9 protein-coding genes and 1 other RNA gene are annotated in these 15,389 nt (G+C 64.7%); 4 read left to right on the top strand and 6 right to left on the bottom strand.

The annotated features are described in order from the left end of the window. Positions 1-11 precede the first annotated feature (11 nt). The 5 genes from ffs to F6X61_RS01570 all read right to left on the bottom strand — a co-directional run bounded on the left by ffs (position 12) and on the right by F6X61_RS01570 (position 7,971). Positions 12-108, bottom strand: an RNA gene (ffs, locus tag F6X61_RS01550) — signal recognition particle sRNA small type. Positions 109-266: 158 nt separating this feature from the next. After that, the gene (gene ligA, locus F6X61_RS01555; RefSeq protein WP_153785082.1) at positions 267-2,621 is read right to left on the bottom strand and encodes an NAD-dependent DNA ligase LigA; all 2,355 of its coding nucleotides are present in this window, start codon (positions 2,619-2,621) and stop codon (positions 267-269) included. Between the two features lie 100 nt (positions 2,622-2,721). Beyond that, the gene (gene zipA / locus F6X61_RS01560; RefSeq protein ID WP_153785083.1) at positions 2,722-3,615 is read right to left on the bottom strand and encodes a cell division protein ZipA; all 894 of its coding nucleotides are present in this window, start codon (positions 3,613-3,615) and stop codon (positions 2,722-2,724) included. A gap of 204 nt (positions 3,616-3,819) precedes the next feature. Beyond that, complete coding sequence (smc, locus tag F6X61_RS01565; RefSeq protein ID WP_153785084.1) at positions 3,820-7,308, bottom strand: chromosome segregation protein SMC; 3,489 nt, start codon at positions 7,306-7,308, stop codon at positions 3,820-3,822. 3 nt (positions 7,309-7,311) lie between these two features. Further along, complete coding sequence (locus F6X61_RS01570; protein WP_153785085.1) at positions 7,312-7,971, bottom strand: GntR family transcriptional regulator; 660 nt, start codon at positions 7,969-7,971, stop codon at positions 7,312-7,314. Positions 7,972-8,241: 270 nt separating this feature from the next. Here F6X61_RS01570 and xdhA point away from each other — a divergent pair, with 270 nt between their 5' ends. The 4 genes from xdhA (at position 8,242) to guaD (ending at position 14,403) form a co-directional block, all read left to right on the top strand. After that, positions 8,242-9,696: a xanthine dehydrogenase small subunit gene (gene xdhA, locus F6X61_RS01575; protein ID WP_153785086.1), complete on the top strand. Its 1,455-nt coding sequence runs from the start codon at positions 8,242-8,244 to the stop codon at positions 9,694-9,696. Further along, on the top strand, positions 9,689-12,088 hold the full coding sequence (xdhB, locus tag F6X61_RS01580; RefSeq protein WP_153785087.1) for a xanthine dehydrogenase molybdopterin binding subunit: 2,400 nt from the start codon (positions 9,689-9,691) through the stop codon (positions 12,086-12,088). The genes xdhA and xdhB overlap by 8 nt, the downstream gene beginning before the upstream one ends. 153 nt (positions 12,089-12,241) lie before the next feature. Then, a complete protein-coding gene (gene xdhC, locus F6X61_RS01585) occupies positions 12,242-13,087 on the top strand; it encodes a xanthine dehydrogenase accessory protein XdhC (protein WP_110991815.1) in 846 nt (281 codons plus the stop codon). Positions 13,088-13,098: 11 nt separating this feature from the next. Beyond that, positions 13,099-14,403: a guanine deaminase gene (guaD, locus tag F6X61_RS01590; RefSeq protein WP_153785088.1), complete on the top strand. Its 1,305-nt coding sequence runs from the start codon at positions 13,099-13,101 to the stop codon at positions 14,401-14,403. Between the two features lie 92 nt (positions 14,404-14,495). Here the strand turns inward: guaD and aqpZ are convergent, their stop codons facing one another. Next, positions 14,496-15,194, bottom strand: a complete 699-nt coding sequence (gene aqpZ, locus F6X61_RS01595) for an aquaporin Z (protein ID WP_153785089.1) — start codon at positions 15,192-15,194, stop codon at positions 14,496-14,498. Between the last annotated feature and the right edge of the window lie 195 nt (positions 15,195-15,389).

The raw sequence follows: 15,389 nt of genomic DNA on the forward strand, positions 1-15,389 counted from the left end.
AATGGAGGCGGCCCCACCAGCCACACCCCGGCACTCGATGTTCCCGCTATGGCTGCTCCCTTCCGGGCCTGACCAGGTTAACGGGTAATCAATGCGGGGGGACCGATGGGGCCACCACGACGGCTCGCCAAGCGACGAGCCGCGCCATTGTACCGTTCTGCGCTGAAGTTACAACCTTTGCTTGAGAAAAAACCATCATTTCTCAAGGACTTGTGATGGCCTCATCGCGGGGCAAGCCCGCTCCCACGAGTGCCTGGCCATCAATGCTAGAGGTCAATGCCCTGCCCGGCCATGAAGGCTACGAACTGCTCCTCGTCCAGCACCTTGACTCCCAGCTCACCGGCCTTGGCCAGCTTGGAGCCAGCACCGGGGCCGGCGACCACGCAGTGGGTCTTGCCGGAGACCGAGCCCGACACTTTCGCCCCCAGGCTTTCCAGCTTCTCCTTGGCGACATCCCGGCTCATGCGCTCCAGCGTACCGGTAAGCACCCAGGTCTGGCCGGCCAGGGGCAGGCCCTCGGCGGTTTTCTTCTCGCAGGACCAGTGCATGCCGAATTCGAGCAACTGGGCTTCGATGGCCCGAGCCAGCTGCTGGTTGGCCTCGTCCTTGAAGAACTCGCGCACACCCTCGGCCTGCTTGGTATTCAACGCCTGACGCAAGTCGATGCCATCGGCGGCGATAATCTTGTCCAGCGTGCCCAGCTTGTCCACCAGCTTCTCGGCACCGGTCGGGCCGACCGAAGGGATGTCGAGCTTGGCCAGCATCCCGGCCAGGGTGGTGCAGGCGGCGAACTCGGCGGCGAGCTCACCCTCGTCCTGCAGCTGCATGCCACTGGCGAGCAATTGCGCGATCACTTCGCGGTTGTGCTCGGCCTCGAAGAAGTTGTGAATCTCGTGGGCCACTTCCAGGCCAATGTCCGGCAGGTAGGTGAGCACCTGGGGCAGCGCCACCTGTACCCGCGCCAGGCTGCCCAGCGAGCGGGCCAGCACCTTGGCGGTCTCCTCGCCGACATCGGGGATGCCCAGGGCAAAGATGAAGCGCGCCAGGGGTGGACGCTTGCTCGCCTCGATGGCTTCGAGCAATTTGCGGCTGGACACCTCGGCGAAGCCTTCCAGCGCGACCACTTGCTCAAACTCAAGTTTGTACAGGTCAGCCGGCGAGCGGATCAGGCCTTCGTCGACCAGTTGCTCGACGCTTTTCTCGCCCAGGCCGTCGATGTCCATGGCCCGGCGCGACACATAGTGGATGATCGCTTGCTTGAGCTGGGCTGCGCAGCTCAAACGGCCGACGCAGCGGTACACCGCGCCCTCGCTGGTGGTCGCCTTGCCCTTGCTGCGCTTGACCAGCTGCGTGCGCTCGACCTGCGAGCCGCACACCGGGCAGGCGCTGGGCACCCGCACCGGCCGGGCATCGGCCGGGCGACGCTCGGTCACCACCTGCATCACCTGCGGAATCACGTCGCCGGCACGGCGGATAATGACCGTGTCGCCGATGCACAGGCCAAGACGGGCGACTTCGTCCATGTTGTGCAGGGTGGCATTGGACACGGTGACCCCGGCCACCTTGACCGGTTTCAGCCGCGCCACGGGCGTTACCGCGCCGGTACGGCCGACCTGGAACTCGACGTCGAGCACCTCGGTGAGTTCTTCCATGGCCGGGAACTTGTGGGCGATCGCCCAGCGCGGTTCACGGGCGCGGAAACCCAGCTCTCGTTGCGAGGCGAGGCTGTTGACCTTGAAGACCACCCCGTCGATCTCGTAGGGCAGGTTATTGCGCCGTGCGCCGATATCCCGGTAATAGGCCAGGCACTCTTCGATGCCTGCCGCGTGCCGGAGTTCGCGACTGATGGGTATGCCCCAGGCCCTGAGCTTCTTGAGGATGCCGATATGGCTGTCACCAAAAAGCTCCGACACCTGGCCGATGCCATAACAGCAGAACTCAAGCCGGCGACTGGCGGTGATCTTCGAGTCCAGCTGGCGCAGGCTGCCAGCGGCGGCGTTACGCGGGTTGGCGAAGGTCTTGCCACCTGCTTCGGCCTGGTCGGCGTTGAGCCGTTCGAAGCTGGCCTTGCTCATGTATACCTCGCCACGTACCTCCAGCACTGCCGGCCAGCCCTCGCCCCGCAGCTTGAGCGGGATGTTGCGCACGGTACGCACGTTGGCGCTGATGTCTTCGCCGGTGGTGCCGTCGCCGCGGGTGGCACCCTGCACCAACTGGCCGTCGCGGTACAGCAGACTGACCGCCAGGCCGTCGAGCTTGGGCTCGCAGCTGTAGTCGACGATGGCGTGATCAGCAAAAAGGTCGTTAGCGGGCAGGTCCAGACGCTCGACCACGCGACGGTCGAAATCGCGCAGGTCATCCTCATCGAAGGCGTTGCTCATGCTGAGCATGGGTACTTCGTGGCGCACCTGGCCGAATGCCGCCAGGGCCGAGCCGCCCACCCGCTGGGTGGGCGAGTCGGGGGTCACCAAGTGCGGGTGCTCGGCCTCCAGCGCCTTGAGTTCGTTGAACAGCCGGTCGTAATCGGAGTCAGGCACGCTAGGCTCGTCGAGCACGTAGTAACGATAGTTGTGCTGGTCGAGCTCGGCGCGCAGTTCATGGATTCGGGATTCGGCGTTCATTTTTCATCTTCTCGTGCAAAGTAAAAGAGCAGCCCCAGGCTGCTCTTTTGCTTGAATCATCGCGGTGCGGACCGAGGCGGGATCCGACCGCTGGTGTGGATCAGCGTTTCTGCGTCAGCGCCCGGCGCTCGAACTCGACGATACGCTGGCGGTAGTGCTCGATGGTCTGGGCGGTGAGCACGCTGCGCTGGTCGTCCTTGAGCTCGCCGTTGAGCTCGTGGGACAGCTTGCGCGCGGCGGCGACCATCACGTCGAAAGCCTGCTTGGGGTGGCGCGGGCCAGGCAAGCCAAGGAAGAAGCTCACGGCACGGGTGCTGAAGTGGTCGATGTCGTCCAGATCGAACACGCCGGGCTTGACCGCGTTGGCCATGGAGAACAGCACCTCGCCGTGGCCAGCCATGCTTTCGTGGCGATGGAAGATGTCCATCTCGCCGAAGCGCAGGCCGCTTTCCAGGATGTTCTGCAACAGGGCCGGGCCCTTGAAGCCGCCTTCATCGCGGGAGATCACGCTGATCACCAGCACTTCTTCCATCGGCGGCAGCTCCCGGGCCGGGGCGCTGGCGCTGCTGGCTGCGGTGCTGTTGCGGCTGCTGTTGTCGACAACCACCTCATCGTCGCTTTCGGCGAACAGGTCGGGCTCGCGCTCGGCGGCGAGGTTGAGGTCGCCCTGCTGCGGCTCGCTGTTGTTGCGCTTGCCGCGCTTGGGCTGCTTGGCCGGCTTGGCTTCACGTTCACGCTCGCGCTCACGCGCCGGCGCACTCAGCGATGGCAGGTCGGTCTCGTCCAGCTCGGGCTCTTTATGCGTATCCAGCACACGAGAAGGGCCGAGCACCTCGGCACTGCCTTCATCGTCCTGGGCATTGGCGTAGCTACGGTCCAGACGGAATTTCAACTTGCCCTTGCCGCCGCGCATGCGGCGCCAGCCGTCGAAAAGAATCCCGGCAATGACAATGACGCCGATGAGGATCAGCCACTCGCGCAGACCGATTTCCATGTAATCCCGTGCCTCTATAAAAAATATGCTTGAAAACAAAGGCTTCAAAGGCCTTTAACACGTGGCGCCAACTCTATGTTCTGACAGGCGTTTTACCCACGCAAAAACAAGTGACGTAAAGCTAGCACGACCAAAGGCAACTTTACACCGTCTGTCGCACCTGCTGCGGATTTTACCTGCTTGATCGCACCCAATCTTCCCTCATCACGCATCGACCATGGCCAGGGCCTCCTCGACATCCACCGCCACAAGGCGTGAACAACCCGGCTCGTGCATGGTCACCCCCATCAATTGATCGGCCATTTCCATGGCAATCTTGTTGTGGGTGATATAGATGAACTGCACGCTCTCGCTCATTTCCTTCACCAGGCGCGCATAACGCCCGACGTTGGCGTCGTCCAGCGGTGCATCGACTTCGTCGAGCATGCAGAACGGCGCCGGGTTCAGCTTGAAGATGGCGAACACCAGGGCGAGGGCTGTCAACGCCTTCTCGCCACCGGACAGCAAATGGATCGTGCTGTTTTTCTTGCCCGGTGGGCGCGCCATGATCGTCACCCCTGTATCGAGTAGATCTTCGCCCGTCAGTTCCAGATAAGCGCTGCCGCCACCGAAAACTTTTGGGAAAAGTGCCTGTAATCCGGCATTTATCTGATCAAAGGTATCCTTGAAGCGGTTGCGGGTTTCCTTGTCGATCTTGCGGATGACGTTTTCCAGGGTCTCCAGTGCTTCGACCAGGTCGGCATTCTGGGCATCCAGGTAACGCTTGCGCTCGGACTGCTGCTCGTACTCCTCGATGGCCGCCAGGTTGATCGCGCCCAGGCGCTGGATACGCCCATCGAGCTGCTCCAGTTCCTGTTCGGTGCCCTGCTCGCTGGCCTGTTCATCGAGCGTGGCGAGCACGCCCGGAAGATCGTAGCCGTCAGCCAGCAATTGCTCCTGCAAGGTCTTGCGCCGTACATCCAGGCCCTGGGACTCCAGGCGCTGCTGCTCCAGCTGGCCACGCAACAACTGCGATTGCTGCTCGGCCTGGGTGCGACGGCGCTCGGCATCGCGCAGTTCGCGGTCGGCTTCATCCATGTGCAGGCGGGCCTGGCGCATCTCTTCGTCGACGCTCATGCGCCGCTCGAGCAGTTCTTCGAGTTTGAGGCGCAGTTCTTCCTGGGGCGCCTCACCCTCCTCCAGGTTCAGGCTCAGCTGTTCCTGACGTTCGCCCAAGCGCGCGGCTTGTTGCTCCAGGCGTTCGAGGGCCTGGCGGGTGGAGTCGTGCTGGGCACGCAGCGAGCCCAGGCGCACGGCCAGTTGATGAGCATGGTCCTTGTGCTGGCGGGCTTCCTGGCGGATACGGTCGAGGCCTTCGCGCAGGCTGTCGCGCCGGGCCATCAGCTGTTCGCGCTGCTCGGTGTCCTGGGCCATCAGGTCGAGGGCTTCCTGCAGCAGCAGGCGCGACTCACCCAACTGCTCGTGTTCCAGGGCGCGCTGCTCCTGCAGTTCGGCCAGTTCTTCTTGCAGGCGCTTGCGGCGCAGTTCGAGCTGCTCGGCGCGGGCGCGGCCGGCGGACAGCCGCGCCTTGAGTTCGCCATGCTGGCGACTCTCATCCTGGCTGCGGCGGCGTAGCTGTTCGCGCTGCTCTTCCAGGTCAAGCTGCTGCTCACGCAGACGCTGCAACTGCTCGTCCAGCTGTTCCAGCTGCGCCTGCTGCTCCAACTGTTCCTGGCCCAGGCGCTCGATTTCCTGGCCTCGGGCCAGCACGCCGCCCTGGGACTCACCGCCGCGGCTGATGCGCAGGAAGTGCTGCCCAACCCAGTAGCCGTCGCGGCTGACCAGGCTATGGCCCTCGGCCAATGCCGGGCGCAGGGCCAGCGCCTGCTCCAGGCTTTCCACCGGTTTGACCAGGCCAAGCCAGGGCGACAGATCGGTGCGCCCCTCGACCTTGTCGAGCAAGCTGCCGGGAATACTTGCTCCCTTGCCCGCGCTCAGCAGCAGACGCAGTTCGCCCTGCTCCAGCGCGGTGAATTCGAGGTTGTCGAACCCTTCCAGCAGCACGGCCTGCAGATCGGCACCCAGCACCGTCTCCACCGCCAGCTCCCAGCCGGGCTCGACCCTGAGGCCTTCGGCCAGGCGCGGACGCTGCTGCAAGCCCTGCCCACGCAACCAGTCGGCTGCGCCAGCGCCCGGCTCCAGTGCAGCTTGCTGCAAGGCCTCCAGGGACGCCAGGCGGCCGCCGAGTCGCTGCAGGTCGCCTTGCTGTTGCTGCTGCGCCTGGCTGGACTGCTGCAGCTGTTCACGCAGCGCCTCGAGCTGCTCGACCACCTGCTGCTCCTGCAGTTGCAACTCTTCGAGCAACAGTTCGCTGCCGAGTACCTGCTCGGCCAGGTCGAGCATCTCAGCATCTTGCGGGTCGGCGACCAGTTGCTCGTCTTCCTCGCCCAGCTTGCGCTGACGTTCGCCCAGGCGCTCCAGGCTCGTTTCAAGCTGGGCCAGGCGCGCCTGCTGCACTTCTGCCTGACGGCGCGGCTCGGCGGAGCGGGCGTTGAAGCTGTCCCACTGCTCCTGCCAACCGTGCATGCCCAGCTCGGCTTCCTCCAGCGCCGCAGCGGCTTCTTCGGCGGCGGCCAGGGTAAGTTCCTGTTCGGGCTCGAGCATCTGCAACTCTTCACCGAGGGTAGCCAGCAAGGTGCGGTCATGGCCCAGGTGCGATTCGGTTTCCAGGCGGGTGCGCTCGGCCTCTTTCAGGTCGTCCTGCAACTGGCGCAGGCGCTGCTGGCCGTGCTGGATACTTTGCTCGACCCGGGCGATATCGCCGGCCACCGAATAGAAGCGGCCCTGCACCTGGTTGAAGCGTTCGGACAACTCGTGATGGCCATCACGCAGGCGCTCGATGCTGGCATCGGCATTGCGCTGCTCGGCCACCAGGGCCTCGAAGGCGATTTCCTGGTCACCGATGACGCTTTCGCGCTGGCGCACGCGGTCATCCAGGTCGCGCCAGCGCAGGGCCGCCAGGCGCGCCTTGAGCTGGCGCTCCTGGGCCTTGTATTCACGGTACTTTTCGGCGGCCTGGGCCTGGCGGTGCAGGCGTTCGAGCTGGCGCTCCAGCTCTTCGCGCAGGTCGGTCAGGCGTGCCAGGTTTTCCTGGGTGCGGCGAATACGGTTCTCGGTTTCGCGGCGGCGCTCCTTGTACTTGGAGATGCCGGCCGCTTCTTCGATGAAGTTGCGCAGCTCTTCAGGCTTGGCTTCGATCAGCTTGGAGATCATGCCCTGCTCGATGATCGAGTAACTGCGCGGGCCAAGGCCGGTACCGAGGAAAATGTCGGTGATATCGCGACGGCGGCACTTGGTGCCGTTGAGGTAGTAGGTGTTCTGCGCGTCGCGGGTGACCTTGCGCCGGATCGAGATCTCGGCGTACGCGGCGTACTCGCCTACCAGGGTGTTGTCGCTGTTGTCGAACACCAGTTCGATGCTGGCCTGGCTGACCGGCTTGCGGCTGGTGGAGCCATTGAAGATGACGTCGGTCATCGACTCGCCGCGCAGGTTCTTCGCCGAACTTTCGCCCATCACCCAGCGCACCGCGTCGATGATGTTGGACTTGCCGCAGCCGTTGGGGCCGACCACGGCCGCCATGTTGCTGGGGAAGTTGACCGTGGTCGGGTCGACGAACGACTTGAACCCGGCCAGGCGAATGCACTTCAGGCGCATCGGTCAGATCCGCGCCAAGGCCGCCAGCACCAGCTCGCAGCTGCGCTGGCAATAGGCGGTGAGCACCTCGCGGATGCGTGGCTGGTCACGGGCGACCACCGCTTCGAGCAGGCGGGCGAACAGGTTGAGGTAGTCGACCATGTTGGCCTGGCGCTGGTCGAGCGCCAGGTAGTAGGCGCGGCTCATGGCCGGCTGCAGGTTCTCGACGGTTTCCTGCAGATAGGGGTTGTTGGCAAACGGGTAAGCGGCGCGCATTACCGCGAAGCTGTCGGCGACGAAGGCCTTGATGTCCTGCTTGGCGTGCGCCTGGGCCAGGCGCTGCTGGATTTCCAGGAACGGGCGCAAGTCGGCCTCGGTGCGCCAATGCAGGGCAACGGCGTTGCCCAGCAGGATGTAGAACTCGCCCATCAGCGCGCACAGGCTGCGCACGCTGTTCTCGTCGAGCTCGGTCACATGGGCACCGCGCCGCGGCAGGATCGCCACCAGGTGGCGGCGTTCGAGGATCAGCAGTGCCTCGCGCACCGAACCACGGCTGACGTTGAGGGCCTGGGTGACCTTCTGCTCCTGGATGCGCTCGCCGGGTGCGAGTTCGCCGCGGATGATCCGCTCGGCCAGGTAGTGGGCAATTTGCTCGGAGAGGCTGTCCGGCGCCTTGAACGTCATGGTTTTCCTTCGAAATCGGGTCGCTGTGCACAAGCGCGCGATTGTAGCGCACTTGCCCTGCGCTCGCGCAGGGGGGATCGAGTGCTTTGTGCGACTGCCCGGTCAACCCGGTTGCCCGGCGCGAACTATGCTTGGGAAAGGTTCCTTGAGGCGGCTCCGACGTGATGCAGGCAATTTCTTGACCTTTGAGTCAGAAAATTATTGACCAAGAGGTCAGCCCTTGCTTAGAGTCCGCCCGAACAACAATAAAACCATTGCGAGGCCCTCCCCGTGATCCAGTTTCTCGTCAACCAGGAGCTGCGCAACGAGCATGCCCTGGACCCGAACATGACGGTGTTGCAGTACCTGCGTGAGCACCTGGGCAAACCCGGCACCAAGGAAGGCTGCGCCAGCGGCGACTGCGGCGCCTGCACCGTGGTCGTCGGCGAACTCGTCGCCGACGAGCTGGGCAGTGACAGCATCCGCTACCGCAGCCTCAACTCGTGCCTGACGTTCGTCTCTTCCCTTCACGGTAAACAGCTGATCAGCGTCGAGGGCCTCAAACACCAGGGCGAACTGCACAGTGTGCAGAAAGCCATGGCCGACTGCCACGGCTCGCAGTGCGGTTTCTGTACCCCCGGTTTCGTCATGTCGCTGTTCGCCCTGCAAAAGAACAGCGAAGGCCACGACCTGCACCAGGCCCAGGAAGCCCTGGCCGGCAACCTCTGCCGCTGCACCGGCTACCGGCCGATCCTCGACGCCGCCGAGCAGAGCTGCGCCCGCCCCTGCCGCGATCAGTTCGACGCGCAGCAGGCGCAGACCATCGCCCGCCTCAAGGCCATCGCCCCGCAACAGACCGGTGAACTCAACAGCGGCGACAAGCGCTGCCTGGTCCCGCTCACCGTGGCGGACCTGGCCGACCTCTACAGCTCGCACCCCGAGGCGCGCCTGCTGGCCGGCGGTACCGACCTGGCACTTGAAGTCACCCAGTTCCACCGGACCCTGCCGGTGATGATCTATGTCGGCCATGTTGCCGAGCTCAAGCGTATCGAAAAGACCGCCACCCACCTGGAAATCGGCGCTGCCACGCCGCTGACCGACTGCTACACCGCCCTGAACGAGGAGTACTCCGACTTCGGCGACCTGCTGCACCGCTTCGCTTCGCTGCAGATCCGCAACCAGGGCACCCTGGGCGGCAACATCGGCAACGCCTCGCCGATCGGTGACTCGCCACCCCTGCTGATCGCCCTCGATGCACAGGTGGTGCTGCGCCAGGGCGAGCGCCAGCGCACCCTGGCCCTGGAAGACTACTTCATCGACTACCGCATCACCGCACGCCAGGACAGCGAGTTCATCGAGAAGATCATCGTGCCCCGCGCTACCAACGACTGGGCGTTCCGCGCCTACAAGGTGTCCAAGCGCCTGGATGACGATATCTCGGCAGTATGCGCCGCGTTCAACCTGAGCATCGAGAACGGTGTGGTCAGCGGCGTGCGCGTGGCCTTCGGCGGCATGGCCGCAATCCCCAAGCGCGCCCGCGCCTGCGAAGCTGCCCTGCGCGGCAAGCCCTGGAACCAGGCCACCGTAGAGCGTGCCTGCCAGGCCCTGGCCGAAGACTTCACCCCGCTCAGCGACTTCCGCGCCAGCCGCGAGTATCGCCTGCTGACCGCGCAGAACCTGCTGCGCAAGTACTTCATCGAACTGCAATCGCCGCACATCGAAACCCGGGTGACCGACTATGTCTAACCATCACGCCGTCAAGAGCCAGGCCGAGATGGCCGCACTGTTCAGCCAGGACCTGACCACCGGGGTCGGCCGCAGCCTCAAGCACGACAGCGCCGACAAGCATGTGGCGGGTGAAGCGGTGTATATCGACGACCGCCTGGAGTTCCCCAACCAGCTGCACGTCTATGCGCGCACCGCCGACCGTGCCCACGCGCGTATCCTGAGCATCGATACCACGCCGTGCTACCAGTTCGAAGGCGTGCGCATCGCCATCACCCATGAAGACATTCCGGGCCTGAAGGACATCGGCCCGGTGGTGGCCGGCGACCCGCTGCTGGCCATCGACAAGGTCGAGTTCTTCGGCCAGCCGGTGCTCGCCGTCGCTGCCCGCGACCTGGAAACCGCACGCCGCGCGGCCATGGCGGCGATCATCGAATACGAAGACCTGGAGCCGGTGCTCGACGTGGTCGAGGCCCTGCGCAAGAAGCACTTCGTGCTCGACAGCCACACCCACCAGCGCGGCGACTCGGCCAGCGCCCTGGCCAGCGCCCCGCACCGTATCCAGGGCACCCTGCACATCGGCGGCCAGGAGCACTTCTACCTGGAAACCCAGATCAGCTCGGTGATGCCCGCTGAAGACGGCGGCATGATCGTGTTCTGCTCCACCCAGAACCCCACCGAAGTGCAGAAGCTGGTTGCCGAAGTGCTCGACGTGCCGATGCACAAGATCGTCGTCGACATGCGCCGCATGGGTGGCGGTTTCGGCGGCAAGGAAACCCAGGCCGCCAGCCCCGCGTGCCTGTGCGCGGTGATCGCGCGCCTGACCGGCCAGCCGACCAAGATGCGCCTGCCACGGGTCGAAGACATGACCATGACCGGCAAGCGTCACCCGTTCTACGTCGAGTACGACGTGGGCTTCGACGACACTGGCCGCCTGCACGGCATCAACTTCGACCTAGCCGGCAACTGCGGCTACTCGCCGGACCTGTCCGGTTCGATCGTCGACCGCGCCATGTTCCACTCCGACAACGCCTACTACCTGGGCGATGCCACGGTGCATGGCCACCGCTGCAAGACCAACACCGCCTCCAACACCGCCTACCGCGGCTTCGGCGGCCCACAGGGGATGGTCGCCATCGAGCAGGTGATGGACCATATCGCCCGCCACCTGGCGCTCGACCCGCTGGCGGTGCGCAAGGCCAACTACTACGGCAAGACCGAACGCAACGTCACCCACTACTACCAGACCGTCGAGCACAACATGCTCGAGGAGATGACCGCAGAGCTCGAGGCCAGCAGCGACTACCATGAGCGCCGCGAGTCGATCCGCCGATTCAACGCCAACAGCCCGGTGCTGAAAAAAGGCCTGGCGCTGACCCCGGTGAAGTTCGGCATTTCGTTCACCGCCACCTTCCTCAACCAGGCCGGCGCGCTGATCCACATCTACACCGACGGCAGTATCCACCTGAACCACGGCGGTACCGAGATGGGCCAGGGCCTGAACACCAAGGTTGCCCAGGTGGTGGCAGAGGTGTTCCAGGTGGACTTCAACCGCATCCAGATCACCGCCACCAACACCGACAAGGTGCCCAACACCTCGCCGACCGCTGCGTCCAGTGGCGCCGACCTGAACGGCAAGGCCGCGCAGAACGCCGCCGAGATCCTCAAGAAGCGCCTGACCGAGTTCGCCGCACGGCATTACAACGTCACCGAGGAAGACATCGAGTTCCGCAACGGCCATGTGCGCGCCCGCGACCAGATCGTCAGCTTCGAGCAACTGGTGCAGCAGGCTTACTTCGCCCAGGTTTCGCTGTCGACCACCGGGTTCTACCGCACGCCGAAGATTTTCTACGACCGCAGCCAGGCGCGTGGCCGGCCGTTCTACTACTTCGCCTTCGGCGCCGCCTGCGTCGAGGTGGTGGTGGACACCCTGACCGGTGAGTACAAGATGCTGCGCGCCGACATCCTGCATGACGTGGGCGACTCGCTGAACCCGGCCATCGATATCGGCCAGGTCGAGGGTGGCTTCGTCCAGGGCATGGGCTGGCTGACCACCGAGGAACTGGTGTGGAACGCCAAGGGCAAGCTGATGACCAATGGCCCGGCCAGCTACAAGATCCCGGCGGTGGCCGACATGCCGATCGACATGCGCGTGAAGCTGGTGGAAAACCGCAAGAACCCCGAGGACACGGTGTTCCACTCCAAGGCCGTGGGCGAGCCGCCGTTCATGCTCGGCATCGCTGCCTGGTGCGCGATCAAGGATGCGGTGGCGAGCATCGCCGACTACCGCGTGCAGCCGAACATCGACGCGCCGTCGACGCCGGAGCGGGTGCTGTGGGGCTGCGAGCAGATGCGCAAGGCGGTGGCTGCCGAGCAGCCCGCCGAACAGCAACTGGAACCCGTAACGCACTGACAGCGCCGCCCTCTGTAGGAGCGGCCTTGTGTCGCGAAAGGGCTGCGCAGCAGCCCCAAAAATCTGTGCATCAGCCGAGATCTTGGGGCCGCTACGCGCCCCTTTCGCGACACAAGGCCGCTCCTACACAGGGGAACGAGGAGGATTGAAGACATGCACCAATGGATCAACGCCCTCGCCGACCACCAAGCCCGCGGCGAACCCTGCGTGCTGGTGACCATCATCGAAGAGCGCGGCTCCACCCCGCGCAACGCAGGCTCGAAGATGGTGGTCAGCGCCAGCGCGCTGTACGACACCATTGGCGGTGGCCACCTGGAATTCAAGGCGCTGCACATCGCCCGGCAGATGCTCGAGGAACACCGCTACACGCCACACCTGGAGCGCTTCAGCCTGGGTGCCAGCCTCGGCCAGTGCTGCGGCGGCGCCACGGTACTGCTGTTCGAACCGATGAGCGGCGTGCAGGCGCAGATCGCCGTGTTCGGCGCAGGCCATGTCGGCCGGGCTCTGGTACCCTTGCTCGCCGCGCTGCCCTGCCGGGTGCGCTGGATCGATTCGCGCGAGCAGGAATTCCCCGAGCACATCCCCAACGGGGTGAGCAAGATCGTCAGCGAGGAGCCGGTCGACGAAGTCGCGGACCTGCCGCCAGGCAGCTACTGCATCGTCATGACCCACAACCACCAGCTGGATCTGGAACTGACCGCCGCCATTCTCAAACGCAATGATTTCACCTGGTTCGGCCTGATCGGCTCGAAGACCAAACGGGCCAAGTTCGAGCACCGCCTGCGCGAACGCGGCTACGAAGACGCATTGATGGCGCGGATGCGCTGCCCGATGGGCCTGGCCGAAGTGAAGGGCAAGCTGCCGATCGAGATCGCCGTGTCCATCGCCGCCGAAATCATTGCCACCTACAACGCCTGCTTCGGCCAGCACGACAGTGCCGCCAACGCCGGCCAGATCACCCAGTTGCTGCCGCCTTCCCGGCGCAGCCAGACCCTTTGACGAGCGTATTCATGACCGCAACCCGCAAAGCCTACCGAGCCGCCATCCTGCACAGCATCGCCGACCCCGCCGAGGTCGGCCTGGAAGCCTCCCAGGAATACTACGAGGATGGCCTGCTGGTAATCGACAACGGCCGCATCAAGGCCCTCGGCCACGCCAGCGAGCTGCTGCCGACCCTTGAGGCCGACATCGAGGTGGTGCACTACCAGGATGCCCTGATCACCCCAGGCTTCATCGACACCCATATCCACTTCCCGCAGACCGGCATGATCGGCTCCTACGGTGAACAGCTGCTGGACTGGCTGAACACCTACACCTTCCCCTGCGAGAAGCAGTTCGCCGACAAGGCCCATGCCGACAAGGTGGCGAAGATCTTCCTGCAGGAGCTGCTGCGCAACGGCACCACCACCGCCCTGGTGTTCGGCAGCGTGCATCCGGAGTCGGTCAATGCCCTGTTCGAAGAAGCCGAGCGCCTGGACCTGCGCCTGATCGCCGGCAAGGTGATGATGGACCGCAACGCCCCCGACTACCTGACCGACACTGCCGAATCCGGCTACACCGAGAGCAAGGCGCTGATCGAACGCTGGCACGGCAAGGGCCGCCTGCACTACGCGGTCACGCCGCGCTTCGCCCCCACCAGCACCCCCGAACAACTGGCCCTGGCCGGCCAGTTGCTCAAGGAGCACCCGGGCGTGTACATGCACACCCACCTGTCCGAGAACCTCAAGGAAATCGAATGGGTGAAGGCGCTGTTCCCCGAGCAGAATGGCTACCTGGATGTGTACGACCACTTCGAGCTGCTGGGCGAGCGCTCGGTGTTCGCCCACGGCGTGCACCTGTGCGACGACGAATGCAAGCGCCTGGCTGAAACCGGATCGGCCATCGCCTTCTGCCCGACCTCCAACCTGTTCCTGGGCAGCGGCCTGTTCAACCTGCCCCAGGCCGAGCGTTTCAAGGTCAATGTGGGCCTGGGCACCGACGTGGGCGCCGGCACCAGCTTCTCGCTGCTCAACACCCTCAACGAGGCGTACAAGGTGATGCAGCTGCAGGGCGCGCGCCTGCATCCGTTCAAGTCGCTGTACCTGGCCACCCTTGGCGGCGCCCGGGCACTGCGCCTGGACGACCGGATCGGCAGCCTGCGCCCGGGCAACGACGCCGACTTCGTGGTGCTCGACTACAAGGCCACGCCGCTGCTGGACTACCGCATCCAGCAGTCCAACAGCATCGAGGAAACCCTGTTCGTGCTCACCACCCTGGGCGACGACCGCACCGTGCGCGAAACCTACGCCGCTGGGCGTTGCGTGCACCAGCGCTGAGGCAGGCAGGGTAAGCCCACTCCCACAGCTATACAGCGTGGGAGCGGCGGTGCGCCGATGCGACTTGCCCCGCGATGAATCTTTGCCTGGCGCTAGGGTTGTTTTGCCAGCCCCCGGTAAAGCGCGCCGCCAATCGCCGCCCCGATCAGCGGCGCCAGCCAGAACAGCCACAGCTGCTGCAGCGCCCAGCCGCCGACGAACAGCGCCGGCCCGGTGCTGCGCGCCGGGTTGACCGAGGTGTTGGTGATGGGGATCGAGATCAGGTGGATCAGGGTCAGCGCCAGGCCAATGGCAATCGGTGCGAAGCCGGCCGGTGCCCGGGCATCGGTGGCGCCCATGATGATCACCAGGAACATCGCGGTCATCACCACCTCACTGGTGAAGCCTGCCGCCAGCGTGTAGCCGCCCGGCGAATGCTCGCCATAGCCGTTCGAAGCCAGGCCGCTGGCCAGTTCGAAGCCGGCCTTGCCACTGGCGATGAAATAGATCACCGCTGCTGCCAGGATGGCGCCGATCACCTGGGCGATCACATAGGGCAGCAACTCTTTTGCCGGGAACCTCCCGCCCACCACCAAACCGAACGACACGGCCGGGTTGAGGTGACAACCAGAGATATGGCCAATGGCGAAAGCCATGGTCAGGACAGTCAGGCCAAACGCGAAGGCGACACCCAGAACACCGATGCCGACGGGAGAGCTGGCAGCCAGCACGGCACTGCCGCACCCGCCAAGCACCAGCCAGAAAGTGCCGACCAGCTCGGCACCCATGCGCACACCCAAAGACGAACTCATGGACCCTTCCTCAAGTAATTGGACGCAACGACTGCGCAAGCCCAACTGCTTGATGAAGGTTTGCTGGTTTGAAATCTAGCAGAGCTTTGGCCAAGGGCCAGTAACGCCAGGGGCCGCTTCGCGCCCCTTTCGCCGGCAAGCCGGCTCCCACCTTGACCGCGCCATTCTCAAGACTTGCGCTGTACCTGTGGGAGC

It is taken from the genome of Pseudomonas sp. EMN2 (assembly GCF_009650555.1).
Lineage (GTDB): Bacteria > Pseudomonadota > Gammaproteobacteria > Pseudomonadales > Pseudomonadaceae > Aquipseudomonas > Aquipseudomonas sichuanensis.

Bases quoted from the DNA above. Each gene is read 5' to 3' on its own strand.
- ligA (WP_153785082.1), bottom strand. From the start codon at position 2,621: ATGAACGCCGAATCCCGAATCCATGAACTGCGCGCCGAGCTCGACCAG.
- guaD (WP_153785088.1), top strand. From the start codon at position 13,099: ATGACCGCAACCCGCAAAGCCTACCGAGCCGCCATCCTGCACAGCATC.
- aqpZ (WP_153785089.1), bottom strand. From the start codon at position 15,194: ATGAGTTCGTCTTTGGGTGTGCGCATGGGTGCCGAGCTGGTCGGCACT.
- smc (WP_153785084.1), bottom strand. From the start codon at position 7,308: ATGCGCCTGAAGTGCATTCGCCTGGCCGGGTTCAAGTCGTTCGTCGAC.
- F6X61_RS01570 (WP_153785085.1), bottom strand. From the start codon at position 7,971: ATGACGTTCAAGGCGCCGGACAGCCTCTCCGAGCAAATTGCCCACTAC.
- zipA (WP_153785083.1), bottom strand. From the start codon at position 3,615: ATGGAAATCGGTCTGCGCGAGTGGCTGATCCTCATCGGCGTCATTGTC.
- xdhC (WP_110991815.1), top strand. From the start codon at position 12,242: ATGCACCAATGGATCAACGCCCTCGCCGACCACCAAGCCCGCGGCGAA.
- xdhB (WP_153785087.1), top strand. From the start codon at position 9,689: ATGTCTAACCATCACGCCGTCAAGAGCCAGGCCGAGATGGCCGCACTG.